The organism is Micromonospora sp. WMMD736 (assembly GCF_049179015.1).
GTDB lineage: Bacteria > Actinomycetota > Actinomycetes > Mycobacteriales > Micromonosporaceae > Micromonospora.
In genome coordinates this window covers 5,736,733-5,752,290 of record NZ_JBMHMI010000001.1, presented here as the reverse complement: position 1 = coordinate 5,752,290, position 15,558 = coordinate 5,736,733, and the positions used below count along the sequence as shown (strand labels likewise).

12 protein-coding genes are annotated in these 15,558 nt (G+C 72.1%); 4 read left to right on the top strand and 8 right to left on the bottom strand.

The genetic code is table 11. The annotated features are described in order from the left end of the window. Positions 1 to 37: 37 nt before the first annotated feature. Genes ACN269_RS25965 through ACN269_RS25955 form a run of 3 tightly spaced genes read right to left on the bottom strand, consistent with a single transcriptional unit; the run spans position 38 to position 2,546 of the window. The gene (locus ACN269_RS25965) at positions 38 to 2,008 is read right to left on the bottom strand and encodes a hypothetical protein (RefSeq protein ID WP_421474868.1); all 1,971 of its coding nucleotides are present in this window, start codon (positions 2,006 to 2,008) and stop codon (positions 38 to 40) included. Continuing rightward, positions 2,005 to 2,256, bottom strand: a complete 252-nt coding sequence (locus ACN269_RS25960; RefSeq protein ID WP_421474867.1) for a hypothetical protein — start codon at positions 2,254 to 2,256, stop codon at positions 2,005 to 2,007. Before ACN269_RS25960 ends, ACN269_RS25965 begins: the two co-directional genes overlap by 4 nt. Beyond that, positions 2,253 to 2,546, bottom strand: coding sequence for a DivIVA domain-containing protein (locus ACN269_RS25955; RefSeq protein ID WP_421474866.1), 294 nt, complete (start codon positions 2,544 to 2,546; stop codon positions 2,253 to 2,255). The genes ACN269_RS25960 and ACN269_RS25955 overlap by 4 nt, the downstream gene beginning before the upstream one ends. A 208-nt stretch (positions 2,547 to 2,754) precedes the next feature. Between ACN269_RS25955 and ACN269_RS25950 the strand changes: the two genes are divergently transcribed. The 3 genes from ACN269_RS25950 (at position 2,755) to ACN269_RS25940 (ending at position 4,247) form a co-directional block, all read left to right on the top strand. After that, the gene (locus ACN269_RS25950) at positions 2,755 to 3,639 is read left to right on the top strand and encodes a helix-turn-helix domain-containing protein (RefSeq protein ID WP_421474865.1); all 885 of its coding nucleotides are present in this window, start codon (positions 2,755 to 2,757) and stop codon (positions 3,637 to 3,639) included. Further along, positions 3,632 to 3,826, top strand: a complete 195-nt coding sequence (locus tag ACN269_RS25945; RefSeq protein ID WP_421474864.1) for a DUF397 domain-containing protein — start codon at positions 3,632 to 3,634, stop codon at positions 3,824 to 3,826. Before ACN269_RS25950 ends, ACN269_RS25945 begins: the two co-directional genes overlap by 8 nt. A 283-nt stretch (positions 3,827 to 4,109) precedes the next feature. Next, on the top strand, positions 4,110 to 4,247 hold the full coding sequence (locus ACN269_RS25940) for a hypothetical protein (RefSeq protein WP_421474863.1): 138 nt from the start codon (positions 4,110 to 4,112) through the stop codon (positions 4,245 to 4,247). Positions 4,248 to 4,514: 267 nt separating this feature from the next. Here the strand turns inward: ACN269_RS25940 and ACN269_RS25935 are convergent, their stop codons facing one another. The 4 genes from ACN269_RS25935 to ACN269_RS25920 all read right to left on the bottom strand — a co-directional run bounded on the left by ACN269_RS25935 (position 4,515) and on the right by ACN269_RS25920 (position 11,837). After that, the gene (locus ACN269_RS25935; protein ID WP_421476569.1) at positions 4,515 to 5,480 is read right to left on the bottom strand and encodes a tetratricopeptide repeat protein; all 966 of its coding nucleotides are present in this window, start codon (positions 5,478 to 5,480) and stop codon (positions 4,515 to 4,517) included. A gap of 23 nt (positions 5,481 to 5,503) precedes the next feature. Further along, on the bottom strand, positions 5,504 to 7,765 hold the full coding sequence (locus ACN269_RS25930; RefSeq protein ID WP_421474862.1) for a CHAT domain-containing protein: 2,262 nt from the start codon (positions 7,763 to 7,765) through the stop codon (positions 5,504 to 5,506). A gap of 34 nt (positions 7,766 to 7,799) precedes the next feature. After that, entirely contained in the window at positions 7,800 to 9,053 is a 1,254-nt protein-coding gene (locus tag ACN269_RS25925; protein ID WP_421474861.1) for a tetratricopeptide repeat protein, read from the bottom strand. A 330-nt stretch (positions 9,054 to 9,383) separates the two neighbouring features. Further along, complete coding sequence (locus tag ACN269_RS25920; protein WP_421474860.1) at positions 9,384 to 11,837, bottom strand: glycoside hydrolase family 2 protein; 2,454 nt, start codon at positions 11,835 to 11,837, stop codon at positions 9,384 to 9,386. Between the two features lie 110 nt (positions 11,838 to 11,947). On the opposite strand from ACN269_RS25920, the gene ACN269_RS25915 reads away from it, so the two are divergent. Further along, a complete protein-coding gene (locus ACN269_RS25915; protein ID WP_421474859.1) occupies positions 11,948 to 12,967 on the top strand; it encodes a LacI family DNA-binding transcriptional regulator in 1,020 nt (339 codons plus the stop codon). 9 nt (positions 12,968 to 12,976) lie between these two features. Here ACN269_RS25915 and ACN269_RS25910 read toward each other — a convergent pair whose 3' ends face one another. Then, positions 12,977 to 15,322, bottom strand: a complete 2,346-nt coding sequence (locus ACN269_RS25910; RefSeq protein WP_421474858.1) for an EAL domain-containing protein — start codon at positions 15,320 to 15,322, stop codon at positions 12,977 to 12,979. Between the last annotated feature and the right edge of the window lie 236 nt (positions 15,323 to 15,558).

The following is a 15,558-nucleotide window of genomic DNA, read 5'->3' as shown; positions in this document are numbered from 1 at the left end:
CCACTCGGACACCCCGACATCGGCGATCTCGTGTCGATCACCTGCCCAACTCGTGCACGGTGCAGCCGGCGCGGGTGAAGCGGATGGTGACCACCTGTCCGGCGTGCTGGGCGGCCAAGCGCAGAAGCTCCTGCTCGGGGTCGGCGACGTCACGCGGCCCCGAGCAGGGCACCGGGATCGGCGTCGTCGGGTCCGGCGGAACAGCCCCGGCGACGGCGTCCGTCAGGCACTCCGCGCACCAGGCGAGCGCGGCCGCCAGGCTCGGCCGACAGGGATACGTGTCGGGGCGGACGGGCGCGTCCCGGGGCGCGATCTCGACCGACCAGCTGAGCCCGTCGGCCAGCAGCGGGTCACCGGCGTTGTGCCGCCAGTCGCACACGCTCACCATCAGGGCCAGGTCGAGGCCCAGGGCGAGCCGTACCAGCTCGGACAGCGGCGGCGCTTCGGGAGGGGCCACCGTCACGATCAGGCGGCCGGCGGCTGCGCCCCGCCCGGCGTCGCGCACGTACTCCCCGACCGGATCGGCACCGGCCCAGGGCAGCGTGACATACCCGTCGCGCAGGTCCTTGCCGATGGCATGGCCGCCGTCGGCGTCGGCGAGGTCTTCGGGTCGCCCGCCTAGGGCGGCCGCCCACGCGCCGAGCCGATAACGCTCGGGAAGCCGCACAACCGGCTTGCCGCCGGGCTGGGTGGCGACCAGCGGGGCGACCTCGGGTGTGCCTGCGTCCCAGGTCAGGTGCACCACGCGGTGCCGCAGGTCGGTGAGGGTGACCAGCACCGTGCGATGGAGACGGTGGGTGCCGCCGCAGGTGAAGCAGGGGAACGCCGAGGGGCGCAGGCCAGCGCCGCAGCAGTGCGGGCAGTCGGGCTGGGCGGTGCGCCCACCGAGCCGGCAGTCGCAGACGCGCAGCCGGCTGCCGGGGCGGCAGTCGGGGCAGGGCCGCCAGTCGACGGGTTCCCCCAGCCAGGACGGGGCCGGTGGCTCGTACCCACGGGTCAGCGGCACCCGCACGCGGCGGACCACCTGACCGGTGGGCTGCTCCGCGAGTACGTCCTCCGGCTCGCCGGGGCGCAGGGTGCTGTGCCACCATCGCCCGTCCCGCCAGATGGACTGCGCGCCGGGCAGGTCGTCGCCGCTGCCCGGGTCGACGCAGTCGGCGACGATCCGGCGTTCGAGCTGGTCGACGTGGGAGGCGGCGACGCCGGGCGGGCGCGGCGAGTCGGGTCGCAGCCTCCGGGCGGGCGCGGCCAGACCACGCGCGGCGAGGCCGGTCAGCGCGCCGGCCACGTCGGTGTGGCTCAAGGCCTCTGCCAGGCTGAGGTGCCAGCCGGCCGCGCCGGCCGACACCGGGGTTCCGGGCACCTCGTACCGGATGTCCCAGCCGAAACTCCCACCCTGCCGGCGAGCCTCGACGACCAGGTCGAGCAGCAGCAGGTCGGCCAGCGCGCAGAGCCGGGCCAACCGGGCGGCCGGGTCGACCGTGGGCGCGGCAACGGACCGGCCCAACACCAACCGCCAGGGCACATGATCCGCCCGCAGGATGGTCTGGGCCTCCAGCTCGTGCCGACGCGCGGCCGGCAGCTCAGGCTGCCACTCGGCGGGCAGCCACAGCGCCGGCACGTCCGACTCCGACACGACCGCGCCGACGTCGGCGGCGAGGTCGCGTACCCGATCGGCCAGGTCGACCACCCACACGCCCGCCGGGTCCCGGCGGGGGTCGAGGCCACCGGGCACGACCTGGTGGGACGCGACCGCGCCGGTGTCCAGGTTGGCGACGCTGAGCACGAGCTGCGCCCGCCGCCGGCCGCGCCGCGCGCAGCGGTGACAGGGGTACGCGACGCTGCCCGCGCCGCGACACTGCTCGCAGTTCCGGTACGCCTCCCGGCGCGGCCCGAGCCCGTCGTCCTCGACGAGGAACCGGTCACCGTAGGCGGTGCACCGGCACGGTTGCAGCGTGAAGGTCGCCCCGTCGCAGTCCGGGCACACGACGACGGGCGCGGCGCTCACCGGCACCACCGCGCCGCGCAGTCACCGTCGTGCTCGACGCGCCGCACGCACCGCCGGCCGCCGTCGAGTGGCAGGTCGCAGAAGACCCGATGGCGTACGCCCTGGGCGTCCTCGGTCGACACGGTGGTCTCCCCCGGGTCCACCTCGGACAGGAAGCTCAGCGAGCGGGCCAAGGTGCCGGCGAAATGCTGGGCGGCCGGCAGGTCGGCGGCGGTGAACGGCAGGTGCGCCACCCACCGGGCGCTCACCGGCGGACCGCCAGATCCTCGCGGGCCCGCTGGGACTGCCAGCTCTTCAACGCGTCCTTGATCCGCTGGGTCTCCCGCCGGCTGCTGCCCAACGCCGCGTACACCTCGGCCAGGTCATGGGCGACCCGGTCGAGGAACTCGGCGACCTCCACGGCGTCCACGCCACGCCGGCCACGCCGGGTGAAACGGCGGCCACGGACCTGCCAGGGCTTCAGGGGTACGTAGTTGGCCGCCCGATAGGACACGGGCCGGGGTGGCTCGGCCCGAAGATGACGGAGAAACGCGCGCACGAAAGCGACACCACCCTTCATCGCAATTGTTCGACGGTCGTCGGCGTGGGAATTGCGCGTCCATCGCCGTTGTCGGACCAATCTTGTAGGGTCGGAAGCGCCATAGCAATGAATGTCCACTCACACTGTTCCGCTATTTGTGCGCAACATTCCCCTGTTGCAGATCGGGCGTCGGGATGTTGCAGAACTTAACAGGAAGGAGAGCCGGGTGGCCGATGACATGGGCTCGACGGTGCCCCGCCGCCAGCTCGGCAGGGCGCTACGTGACCTGCGCACCGAGGCGGGGGCGACCCTCGACGCGGTCGCCGAGGCGCTGGAGTGCAGCCGCCAGAAGGTGTGGCGGATCGAGAGCGGGCTCGGCTCGGTGCGCGGCGTCGACGTCCGAGCGATGTGCGAGCTGTACGGGGCGACGGGCGAGCTGACCCGGGCGCTCACTTCACTGGCCGGCGAGACGAGAGCGAAGGGATGGTGGCACGCGTACGGCGACGCCGTCCCGGAATGGTTCGAGCTGTACGTGGGGCTCGAATCCGCCGCGTCTAGGCTCCGCTTCTACAAGAACACTCTCGTGCCCGGCATTCTTCAAAGCCGGGACTATGCCCGGGGCATCTACCGCATCGACCAGCCTGACATGGACGACGACGACCGGGAGCGCGCGGTCGAGCTTCGACTGCAACGGCAGTCCCTGCTGACCCGTCGCCTGCCTCAGGCTCCGCAGGTGCAGGTGGTGCTCTGCGAATCGGTCCTGCTTCGGCCGGTTGGTGACGCCGAGACGATGGCCGGGCAGCTCAATCACCTACTGGCGATGACCAGGCTCCCGAACATCTCGATTCGGATCTTGCCGCTGGCTGCCGGGCCCCACCACGGAGCAGTGGGGGGCGAATTCGTTTTGCTGAACTTTCCGCTCGGCAATCGAAGCACCCCCGAGCCACCCGTGGTCTACAGCGAGTCGTGGACGGGTTCGCTGTACCTCGACCGGCCCGCCGAATTCACCGCCTACGAGAAGGTCTGGTCAGGGCTGCTTGACCGCAGCCTCGATGAGGAACAATCGAGGCAACTGATCCAGAAGATCATCGGGGAGGTCCACCATGGCTGATCTGACCGGCGCCCGCTGGCGCAAGAGCACCCGCAGCGGCGGCAACGGCGGCGAGTGCGTGGAGGTTGCCGACAACCTGCCCGGCATCGTCGCCGTACGCGACAGCAAGGACCCGCACGGTCCGGCCCTCACCTTCACTCCCGCCGCCTGGGCCACCTTCGTTCAGGCGACCGGCACCTTCCGCTGAGGCTTCGGTGGGTGTCCCAGCCACCACCGAGACACCCACCCCGACCCTCGAATGCATCAAGATTCGAGCAACTTCTCTGTTGTTGCTGCCTGCGGCGCGCGTGAGGCAGCAACATCCCTGATGTTGCGCGGATCTCCCCGACGGCAGTCCCCCGCAAGCAGGAAGTACGACGCAGCGACCGCCAGCCCCGCTGGCCCGGCTCATCCTGATCATGACAGTCGGCAGGGGCTGACGGAGTGGCAGTCGGCCCGACAGAATGATCCCCGTGAAGGCGTGTGTCGGGGTGACCGACGGAGACTGGTCGCGCTTCCTGGCGGCTCGTCCGCACCTCACCTACGGCGCCGTGCCGGACCTGTCGACGTATCTGTTCGAGAAGGCACTAGCTGCCCGAGGACCGGTGGATGGCGAAGCGACAGACTGACCCCCAGCGCAAGGGGCGATCGAAGACCGGCTTGGTCCGTGAGACCGACCTCCGACCGCCTTCTTTCGCGACGCCGGCGGGAGGTTGATGGGTCGGCTGCTTGGAGCGTCCGTCGAGATCGACCCAACCGTTCCTCAGATGGCACCCCGAGACGAGGTGCCGGGCAGCCTGAGGCCCGAGCTCAATGACGCTCCGACCCCTCATGCTTTCCCCTCGCGCCGGATGCGTTGCCAGGCGGAAGGCAACGAGGTTGATACCTCTGAGTCATCAAGATGACTGCGGGGCATCACGCTCATCGCCGAATCCGCCCGCCGAGGGCGCGTCCGTTCCTCGGCGCTCCTCGCGTAGCTGTTCGAGCATGGCGGTGTCCGACGCGAGGTCCGGGTGGTCGACCTGGCGGTCGAGATCGACGACGATTTCCAGCTCGCGGATCGCCTGGTCGAGATTCCCCGCCGCTCGATGGATCATCGCGAGGTTGTAACGGGTGACCGCTTCGCCTGAGCGGTCGCCCACCTCACGTCGAATAGTCAGAGCCTGCGTGTAGTAGGCCAGCGCCTGCTCCCCATCGCCGCGCGTCTTGTACTCGAGGCCAATGTTGTTGAGGGTGGTGGCCTCTCCGGCGCGATCGCCCACTTCTCGCCGAATCGGTAGAGACCGGGCGTAGTAGGCCATTGCCTGCTCTCTGTCGCCTCGCCTGCTCTGGACGACGCCGATGTTGTTGAGGGTGGTGGCCTCTCCAGCTCGATCGCCCATCTCCCGTTGGACGGGTAGAGCCTGCCCGTAGTAGGCGAGCGCCTGCTCGCCATCGCCGAGTTGGGCGTGGAGGGCGCCGATGTTGCCGAGGGTGGCAGCTTCACCGGCACGGTTGCCCACCTCCCGCTGGACAGGCAGAGCCTGCCCGTAGTGCGCCAGCGCCTGTTCCCCGTCCCCAAGGTTGGCGTACACGAGGCCGATATTGTTCAGGGTGGCCGCCTCGTTGCCGCGTTCACCGGCTTGGCGGTACAGGGCCAGGGCCTCCCCGAAGCTGGCCAGGGCCTGCCAGGGCTGGCCCGTCGCGGACTGCGCCCGCCCCAGCTCGAAGAAGGCGCTGGCGTCCGGGCCGAGAGTCAACGTCGCAATAGCCATCGCCGCCACGTCGGCGAACCGCGACCGGGGCATCCACACCCTCGACACCAGATCGACGACGTGCCTCGCTATTGCCGCCTCGTGGCCCGCGACCGCCAACCGGTGCACCTCCACCCATCGAGCTGGGGTATTCACGCCGTGGACCCGGACACCCCGGCGTCGACGACCCAGAGTTCGTAAAGGCTCCGGGCGGCGGCGGCACAGGCCTGCGTGTGTTCGTCGTCGGTGAGCAGCGGGCGGATGAGCGGGCGCAGCACGTTGGAGACGAAGTACCGGGGATGTCCGGTTTCCGGGTCGGTGCCCTCTTCGAGCAGGCCGAGTTGGACGGCACGCTCGACGTGCCGGCCGGCGTCGGGGTGGTCGTGGACGGCCCGGACGGTGTCGGCGGGTACGGGCAGTTCGATGACGTTGACCTTGGCGAGCATCCGTTGCAGTTCCCGATCCTGCGACCCGAGCAGGTTCTTGGCGAGGATGGTTTCGCGACGGAACTTGTCGGTCTCCCGTTCGATGGCGCTGATGAGACCGTCGACGTCGAGGCTGCCGTCGCCGACGATCAGGTCGAGCCAGTCGAGCAGGCGAGGGTTGCCGGCCGCAGCCTGGACGGCACGCTCACGGATCTCCGGGTCGATGGCCGATCGCGGACGCAGGTTCGGCAGGTTGGCGAGCTTCTTGGCCTGCTCGGTCGGGTTCAGGGTTTCGAGCGATTCGACCACGGCGGATCCGGCCGGCGTCGGGAAGCGGTAGCGGCTCGTGATCACCACCCGACTGGGGCTGCCCGTCTCGCGGATGGCTTTGACCAGGGCCGGGAGGATCTCAGCCATCTCGGCGGAGAGCACCTGCCCGCCGTCGCGTTCGTCCAGGTTGCCGTCCTCGAAGTCGTCGAAGACGAACAGGCAGGCGGTCTGCCCGAGTGGCCCGTCGACGTCGAGCAGGTGCCGAAGGCGCACGACGAGGGGCGCGTCGTCGTTGGCCAGCAGCCGGTCCGCCTCGACCTGCTGCTCGAGGGTGGGGAACGAGACCTTGGTGGCGAGGTCGCGGAAGCTGGTCAGGTCGACGCGGCCGTACCAGACGGCACGCTGGTGGTTGGGCATGCGCTCCAGCAGCCGGGAGGCCAGGCTGCTCTTGCCGAGACCGCCCATGCCGTGCAGGACGAGGGTCGGAACCCCGCTGCCCGTGGGGCTGCGGAGGGTACGTAGGCAGCGCTGGATGACGCGCCGCCGTCCGACGAAGGTGGCCCGGGGGGCGACCCGGGAAAGGTGGGTCTGTGGGTCCAGGAATTCCTGGTCGGCGGGCCGGATTCGGGTGCGCGCGCGTCCTTTGGTGAGCAGGGGCGTGACCATCGGGGCGAGCGGCGACCGGTCGGCGTAGACGCGCAGCAGGTGCCAGTTTCCGTGCTGGCGCGCGTACAGGTGTTGCCGGGCCTCGACGATGGCCCGGTCGAGCGACACCCCGTCGGCCAGCGACCGGTAGAGCTCGGCGGCGAACTCGGTGGCGGCGAGGTCGCTCACCGGCAGCGCCCACCCCAGCACGGCGGGGGCGCCGGCGTCGACCAGGCTCTCACTCATTGAGGGGAACACGCCGGCACCCGGGGCGTTCCCGGTGAGGCAGCCTGAGACGAAGACCAGGCGGGGCCAGTGTCCCGCCATCGCCTGGACGATCCGGTCGGCAGTGACATCGACCCGTCCGCCGAACTCGTCCTCCATCAGGAACACGGGCTGACCGTCGGCGTTGATCGTGGCGTGGCCGCTCAGGTGCAGGACGTCGAAGTATCCCGCGCCGTAGTCCCGGCTCAGCAGACGCAGCCCTTCCAGGGTGCCGCTCTCCTCGACGACCAGTTCCGCGCCGGTGCGGGCGGTGGCGTCGAGGATGGCGGCCTCCTCGGCCTCGTACCTCAGTTCGGGTTCGACACCCTCGGGGGAGGTGGCCATGAACAGCACGCGCAGGGGCCGGTTTGCCGGCGCGACCGGGCCCCTGCGGGCGGTGTCGTTGCCCGCGGCCCGCACCGGCAACAGCGGCGCCGAGCCGGAGACGGCGAGATGCGCGCCGTCGGCGGCGAGCAGCTCCCAGGGCAGGTGCCGCAACCGCCCCGCGCCGGTGATCCGCAGTGTGGCGCCGGGAGGTTGGTGCAGGATCCGGGTCAGCCACCGCTCCTCGCCGTCGAGGAAGGTGGCCAGTCGCGTCCCGAGATCGCGTAGCTGCGGCGAGCCGAAGGTCTGCTGGACGACCGCGTGCTGGCTGTAGTGGCGTTCCACGCGTTCGATCAGCTGGTCGATGGCGGCCTGGTCCAGCGCACGGGTCTTGGGCCGCTCTCCAGCGTTCGACAGCCGCAACTCGGAGTAGTCCGAGGTCCGCTCGAAGATCTCCAGCTCATGGGTGGTCAGGTCACCCGCCACAGTGGTCTCCTCCCCCAGCCGCAGTGCCCATCGCTCACCGTGCCCCGGCCTGCGGTATCTGAGCAAGGATGGCCCGGAACCGGTCCAGCTCGGGATGATTCGTCTGCTCGGCCAGGGCGACCGCGCGACGCTGGTACCCGATGGCCTGGTCCAATCGCCCCATCTTCAGCAGCAGAAGGGCCATGTTCTGGGTGGCCGTCGCCTCGGACATCTGGTCGCCGACAGCGCGGAGGGTCTCAAGAATGTCGTCGAGCGTGTCTTTCGCGCCGGGGAGATCACCCTGATGGAGCCGAATCGCGGCCACGTTGTTGAGGGTGTTCGCTTCGCCCGGCCGGTCACCGACCTCTCGGGCGATGGACAACGCCTGCCCGTAGTAGGACAGCGCCCGCTCCCCATCCTCACGACCGGCATACACGAGACCGATGTTGCTCAGGGTGTTCGCTTCGCCGAACCGGTCACCGACCTCACGGGCGATGGACAACGCCTGCCCGTAGTAGGACAGCGCCCGCTCCCCATCCCCATGACCGGCATACACGAGACCGATGTTGTTGAGGGTGGCTGCCTCGCCGTTGCGGTCGCCGATCTCCTGGCGGATGGGAAGGGCCTGCGCGTAGTGGGCCAGCGCCTGCTCCCCATCCCCGTGCCGGGCGTACACGTAGCCGATGTTGTTCAGGGTGACCGCCTCGCCGGCCCGGTCACCGACCTCGCGTTGGATGGGCAGTGCCTGCGCGTAGTGGGCCAGTGCCCGCTCCGGATCGCCCCGGTTGTCGTGCACATGGCCGATGTTGCTCAGGGCGGCCGCCTCGCCCTCCCGGTTGCCGACCTCGCGTTGGATGGGCAGGGCCCGCGCGAAGTAGGCCAGCGCATCGCCCCACTGCCCGAGCCGGTCGTGCACGTGGCCGATGTTGTTGAGGGTGACCGCCTCGCCGTCCCGGTCGCCAACCTCACGGGCGATCGCCAGCGCCTCCTCGTAGTGGGCCAGCGCCCGCTCCCCGTCCCCGAGCCGGTCGTACGTGGCGCCGATGTTGTTGAGGGTGCCCGCCTCGTCGCTCCGGTCGCCGGCCTCTCGGTACAGGTGCAGGGCCCGCTCCTGGCTGGCCAGGGCCTGCCGGGTCTGTCCCGTCACGTACTGGGCGTGCCCCAGGTGGTAGTAGGCGTCGGCGTCCGGGCCGAGAGTCAGGGTCGCCGTCGCCAGCGCCGCCACGTCCGCGAACCGCGACCGGCGCACCCACGCCCTCGACACCAGGTCACCGACGTCACGGGCGATCTCCGGCTCCCGGCCCGCCACCGCCAGGCGGTGTACCTCCGCCCACCGGGCGACCGTCTGCGTCGGCGACCTCGGTTGGCGAGGCGGCCGAGTGTCGGCCGCCGGGCGTGATCCGTCCGTCAACCCAGCACCTCCCGGGGGCCGTCCGCCGATGGATGGTCACCATTGTTGGCTCCGAACGCCACCCCCGCTGCCGCCGGGAGAGTCCAGGATCCGACACCACGCCCGGCCACTGCGGCTACCGGGACCGCCACTCCCCGCGATCTTGCACTTTCCGTGCCGACAGAAGGGGTATCTCACCCCATGTCGACGACAGAAACCGCGAGATCGGCGGGAAGGTGGGGTGCGGGTTCAGGTCAGGTCGTTCACGCAGCGCAGCACCGGGCGCGACGTCAGCGCGTCGGCGTCCAGCGCGGCCCCGGACCGGACGGTGAACGTGGCCGACTCGCCCGGCAGCAGGGTGACCAGGGCCTTGTCGACGGACGCCGACCCGTCCAGCCGGTCCGGGAAGAGAGTCAGGTCGCGCAGCACCGTGCGCGCGGTCACCCGGACCCGCTGGCCGCCGTCGACCGGCTCGACCGTCGCGTCCCAGGCCGCCGCGGGCCAGTCGACGTCCCGGTCCTCGGCGAAGAACCACAGCGCCCGCTCCGCGGTGCCGCCGGCCTCCGCGACCAGCAGCTCACGGCGGCTCTCGTCCGGCCGCGCCAGCTCCGCCGGCAGCTCCAGCACCACCGAGGAGTACGCCGGGACGTCGAGGTCGACCGAGGTCTTCGCCCTCGGCTCCCCGGTGAGCATGACCCGGGTCACCGTGGCCGGCACGGTCCACGCCTCGCCGGTCTCGTTCACCGCGACCAGCGCCAGCCCACCGTCACGAGGCTGCACGGTGAGCAGGCGGTCGGCGTACGCGTGGCGCAGCGCGTACCACAGGGGTTTGCGGCGGCCGTCGCCGTCGACGGCCGACCAGGAGGTCACCGGCCAGCAGTCGTTGAGCTGCCAGACGATCGTGCCGGCGCAGACGTCGCGGTGGGAGCGGAAGTGCTCCACCCCGAGCTGGATGGCCCGCGCCTGGTTGAGCTGCGTGAGGTAGTGCCAGTCGTCGAAGTCGGCCGGAGCGGGCAGGTGGGCGTCCAGGCCGCGCTGGAGTTTGGCGTCCCCGCCGGCCGCCTTCTGATGGTGGGCCATGCCCGGCGAGTCGGGGGCGAGTGGTTCGTCGCTGAGCGCCCGCCGCAGCGTGGCGTACGCGGGCGGGCCCTGGTACCCGAACTCGGCCACGAAGCGCGGCACGTACTCGCGGTACTTCGGGTAGTCGTCGGTGTTCCACACGTCCCAGATGTGGGTGGTGCCGTGCGCCGGGTCGTTGGGGTGAATGGTCTCGCTCCCCGACCAGGGGCTGCCCGGCCAGTACGGGCGGGTCGGGTCCAGCTCGCCGACGACGCGCGGCAGTACGTCCAGGTAGTAGCCGCGCCCCCAGGTACGCCCGGCCAGGGCTTCCTGCCAGCCCCAGTCGTGCCAGCCCCAGATGTTCTCGTTGTTGCCGGTCCACAGGACCAGCGACGGGTGCGGCGTCAGGCGGGTCACCTGCTCGCGGGCCTCGGCGGCCACCTCACCGCCGAGACCACCGAACGGCTCCTCCTCGGGGTACGCGGCGCAGGCGAAAAGGAAGTCCTGTTGGACGAGCAGGCCGCGCTCGTCGGCGAGGTCGTAGAAGTCCGCCGACTCGTACCGGCCGCCACCCCAGACGCGCAGCAGGTTGACGTTGGCGGCGGCGGCCTGGTCGAACCGCTCGGCGAGCCGCGCGCGGGTGATCCGGGTGGGGAACGCGTCGTCGGGGATCCAGTTGACGCCCCGGACGAAGACCGGCACGTCGTTGACCGCGAGCGCGAACGGGGTGCCGTGCTCGTCGGGGGTGGTGTCCAGCCGGACGGACCGGAAGCCGATCCGCCGGGACCAGGTGTCCAGGGTGGCGCCGTCCGGCGCGTGCAGGGTCACGTCCAGCAGGTGACGGGCCTGCTCGCCGTACCCCCGGGGCCACCAGAGCGCGGGCTCGCGGACGGCGAGGGTCAGCACGGCCGTGCGCTGGCCGGCCGCGACGACGGCCTCGGCGCGGACGCCGCCGACGACGGCCCGGACGGTCAGCGGGACGTCCGCGACCCGCTCGACCTCGACGTGCACCTCGACCCGGCCGTCGCGACCGTCGAGGGTGACCAGCGGGCGGACGGCGGCCAGCCGGGCGGTGGACCAGGCGTGCAGGCCGATGTCCTGCCAGATGCCGGCGGTGACCAGCGTCGGCCCCCAGTCCCAGCCGAAGTTGCAGGCCATCTTGCGGACGAACTGGAAGGGCTCCGGGTACGCGTTGGGTCGGTCGCCGAGTCGGTCCCGTTGCGCCTCGGCGTAGCGGTACACGGAGTCGAACGCGACGGTCAGCTCGTTGTCGCCGTCGCGCAGCAGCGCGCGGACGTCGAACCGGTAGCCACGGTGCATGTTCTCGGTGCGGCCGACCTGGACGCCGTTGACGCTGACGGTGGCGACGGTGTCCAGGCCCGCGCAGACCAGGTCGACCCGGTCGTGGTCGCCGGCCGGTGGCCGGAAGGTCGTCCGGTAGCGCCAGTCGGTGCGGCCGATCCAGGCCAGCGACAGCTCGTTGTCGTCGAGGTACGGGTCGGGGATCAGCCCGGCGTCGAGCAGGTCGGTGTGCACGCACCCGGGCACGGTCGCCGGTACGGTCCGGTTGACGATCTCCGTGGGCACGTCCACGTCGGACATCGCGCGCAGCGTCCAGCCGTCGTGCAGGGCCTGTCGGCTCACGATTCACCGCACCTTCGTGATCGAGACGTTAGCTGAACCGGATAAGCTCAGCCACCGTACGGTCCGACCCTGGGGGTGTCAAAGCCCCTGAACGGCTAAGGAGCACGCCGGTGAAGCGGCCGACCATCGCGGACGTCGCCCAACGAGCGGGAGTGTCCAAGGGCGCCGTGTCGTACGCGTTGAACGGGCAGCCCGGTGTCTCCGAGGCCACCCGGCAGCGCATCCTCGCCATCGCCACCGAGATCGGGTTCAGTCCGAGCAGCGCCGCGCGGGCACTGTCCGCCGCCACCGCCCGGGCCGTCGGACTGGCCCTGTGCCGCCCCGCGCGGACGCTGGGCGTCGAGCCGTTCTTCATGGCGTTGATCAGTGGCGTGGAGGCCGAACTGTCGGCCCGCTCGTACGCGCTGACGTTGCAGGTGGTGGCCGATCACGACGCCGAGATCGCCGTCTACCGGCGGTGGTGGGGCGAGCGCCGGGTGGACGGGGTCCTCGTCTGCGACCTACGCACCGACGACCAGCGCATCCCCGCCCTGGAACAGCTGCGCCTGCCGGCGGTCGTCATCGGCGGGCCGGGCGGTACCGGGGAGTTGGCGAGCCTGTTCTCGGACGACGCGGCGGCGCTGACCGAGGCGGTGGAGTACCTGGTCGCGCTCGGGCACCGCCGGATCGCCCGGGTCGGCGGCCTGCCCGACCTGCGGCACACCGAGATCCGGACCGACGCCTTCGCGGCGGTGTGCCGACGACTCGGCCTGACCGACACGGTCACCGTCTTCTCCGACTACACCGGCGAGGAGGGCGGGCGGGCCACCCGACGACTGCTCAGCGGCACCTCCCGGCCCACCGCGGTCATCTACGACAACGACGTGATGGCCATCGCGGGGCTCTCGGTGGCCCAGGAGATGGGCCTGACCGTGCCGGCCGACCTGTCCATCGTGGCCTGGGACGACTCGCCGCTGTGCCGGCTGGTGCACCCGCCGTTGACGGCGCTGGGCCGCGACATCTCCGCGTACGGCGCGCACGCGGCCCGGCACCTGCTCGGCGTCATCGCGGGCGAGCCGGCGACCCGGCTGCGGGACGAGACCCCGCAGTTGACCCCGCGCGGCAGCACCGCACCGCCCCGGCAGAGGTGAACCGGTTCATCACCGGTACGCCGAGGGAAACTCCTCGAAGTACGCCTCGACGCGCTCGGCGGTCGCCGGGCGGGACAGCGCGAAACCCTGCCCGTAACGGCAGCCGGCCCGGTGCGCACCCTCGACCTGGACCGGCGACTCCAAGCCCTCCGCGACGATCTCCACGCCCAACCGCTCACCGACGTTGACCACCACGTCGATCAGCGGCGGCTGCCCCGTCGGCTCGGCCCCGACCAGGTCGGGCCCCACCTTCAGCAGGTCGATCGGCAGCCGGCGCAGGTGGGCCAACGAGGCGTGTTCGGGCCGGAAGTCGTCGAGCGCGGTGCGTACGCCCAACGACCGCAGGCCCGCCAGCCGGGCCACCACCGTCGACAGGTCGGCGGCGACCCTCGGCTCGGCCACCTCCACCACCAGGCGCTCCGGCGGCACCCCGTACGCGGCCAGGACCGCCGCGGCGCGCTGCACGAAATCGGGTGTGGCCAACTCGCGGGTGGTCACGTTGACGGCCATCCACAGCTCCCGGGAGCCCGCCGACCAGGCCGCCAACTGCCGGCAGGCCCGGTCCAGCACCCACCACTCCAACTCGCCGACCAGATCCAGGTCCTCGGCGACCGGCAGCAGCTCGGCCGGGAGCACCGTGCCGAGCACCGGACTACGCCACCGCAGCAACGCCTCGGCGCCCACCGGCTGCCGGTCGGTCAGGTCGAGCACGGGCTGGTAGACCAGGTCCAGTTCGCCCCGGGCGACCGCGCCCGGCAGCTCACGTTCCAGGTCGAGCCGGCGGACCAGCTGCTCCTCCAGGAACGCGTCGTACCACTCGACCCGGTCCCGGCCCAGCTGCACCGCCCGCCGTCGGGCCAGCTCGGCCTGACGGAGCACGTCGGCCGGTCCCGCGCCACCCACCTCGGCCAGCCCGATGCTCGCCTGCACGCGCAGCACCGACCCGGCCAACCGGTACGGCGAGGTGAGCGTGCCCAGCAGCCGGGTGCCCAGCGCGTACGCCAGCACGGGCCCCACGCCGGTGACCACCGCGAACCCGGCGCCGGCGCAGGCGGTCACCAGATCGCCGGGCGCGACGACCGCCCGCGCCCGCAGGGCGGCCTCGGCAAGCGCGTCCTCGCGGGCCACCGGGCCCAGCCCTTCGATGCCGTGCAACTCGACCAGCAGCAGCGCGCCGGCCGGGGCGGGCACGTCGCCGATCGCGGCGAGGGCGGCGAGCAGGCCCGCCCGGTCCCCCGGCCCGTCGCCGGCCGGGCCGGAACCCTGGCGTGACCAGGAGACGCCCGTGTCGGGCCACGTCGCGTCGACGTCGGCCGCCGGAGTCCACGGATCGGTCGCCGCGGCCTGCCACGGCGGTTGCGGCTCCGGGTGGCGGACCGTGTGCGCGGCGGCCCGGCGGTGCGCGGCGGGCCGCTCGGAGCTGCCCCCGTCACCGCCGCGCAGCAGCTCGCGCAGGACCAGAGGCGGCAGCGCCGCCAGGGCGAGCAACAGACTCGTCCGGTCCGGAGTGCGACCGGAACCGAGGTGCAGGCCCGCCGCGACCAGCAGCACCGACGCCGGGAGCACCGCCCGTGGCCAGGTGGTGGCCGGTGCACCGACCAGGGGCGTCGAGCTGGCCGACGTCACCGTCGACGTCGCACCCAGGGCGGTCAGCAGCATGCCGAGCACCAGCGGCGGCACCGCGAGCAGCGACGCGCGCCCCGACGACGCGGGCGGCAGGATCGTCAACAGCGCCAGGCCGATCAGGGTGAGCAGGAGGCCTCCCCGGCAGATCGCGGGGCCCGAGCGCCGTCCGGCGCCCGTGAACGCGCTGAGCGCGGCGATGCCCAACCCGGCCACCACCAGTGCCGCGACCAGCCGGGCCGGTGCGGGGAGGGTGTCGGCGGGCAGGAGCAACCACCCGGCAAGGGTCAGACCGACCGTCGGCCCGGTCGCCTCGACCAGGTCCCGCAGTCGGGTCGGCGCGGGCCCCCGTGCCGGGAGCCCGCGCAGCCCGACCACGGACAGGGCCGCGACGGTGAGCGATCCGAGCAGCGCGACCGCGCGCTGCCGGGTCTCGACCAGCGGCAGCGCGGCCGGGACCCACCCGGCCGCCACCACCGCCGCGTCGAGCAGGACCAGACCGACCCGCCCCGGGGAGCCGCTCGACGACGGTGCGGGCCGACCGGCAGCCAACCGGGAGAGTCGTACGCCGGCCAGGGTGGCGCCCGCGCCACCGGCCAGCGCGATCACCACCGGGGTCGGGACCAGGCCGGCCACCCCGGCGAGGACGAGCAGCGCCACCGCCGTGGACACGGCGGCCTCCGGGGCCGCCCGGCGGGGGACGAGGAAACGGAACGGGTACGCGAGGAGCACGGCGGTCGCCTTCGTGAGGGGGCACGGGGCGGTGCGGCGGTGCGGGTGGTGCGGTGGTGGTGCGGTAGTGCGGGGCGGCGGATGTTGCGAGTCCGCTGCCCAACACTGGGGAACGATCGACGATCGGATCGGTTACGCGTCGGCCGGCGGCACGAAGCAATGACCCGTGTCACTGTACGCGTGCGGACCCCCATGACACCGCCCGCCGCGACCCCCGCCGACCAGGGGTGGGATCA

Coding starts and splice junctions, on each gene's coding strand:
- ACN269_RS25945 (WP_421474864.1), top strand. CDS start 3,632: ATGGCTGATCTGACCGGCGCCCGCTGGCGCAAGAGCACCCGCAGCGGC.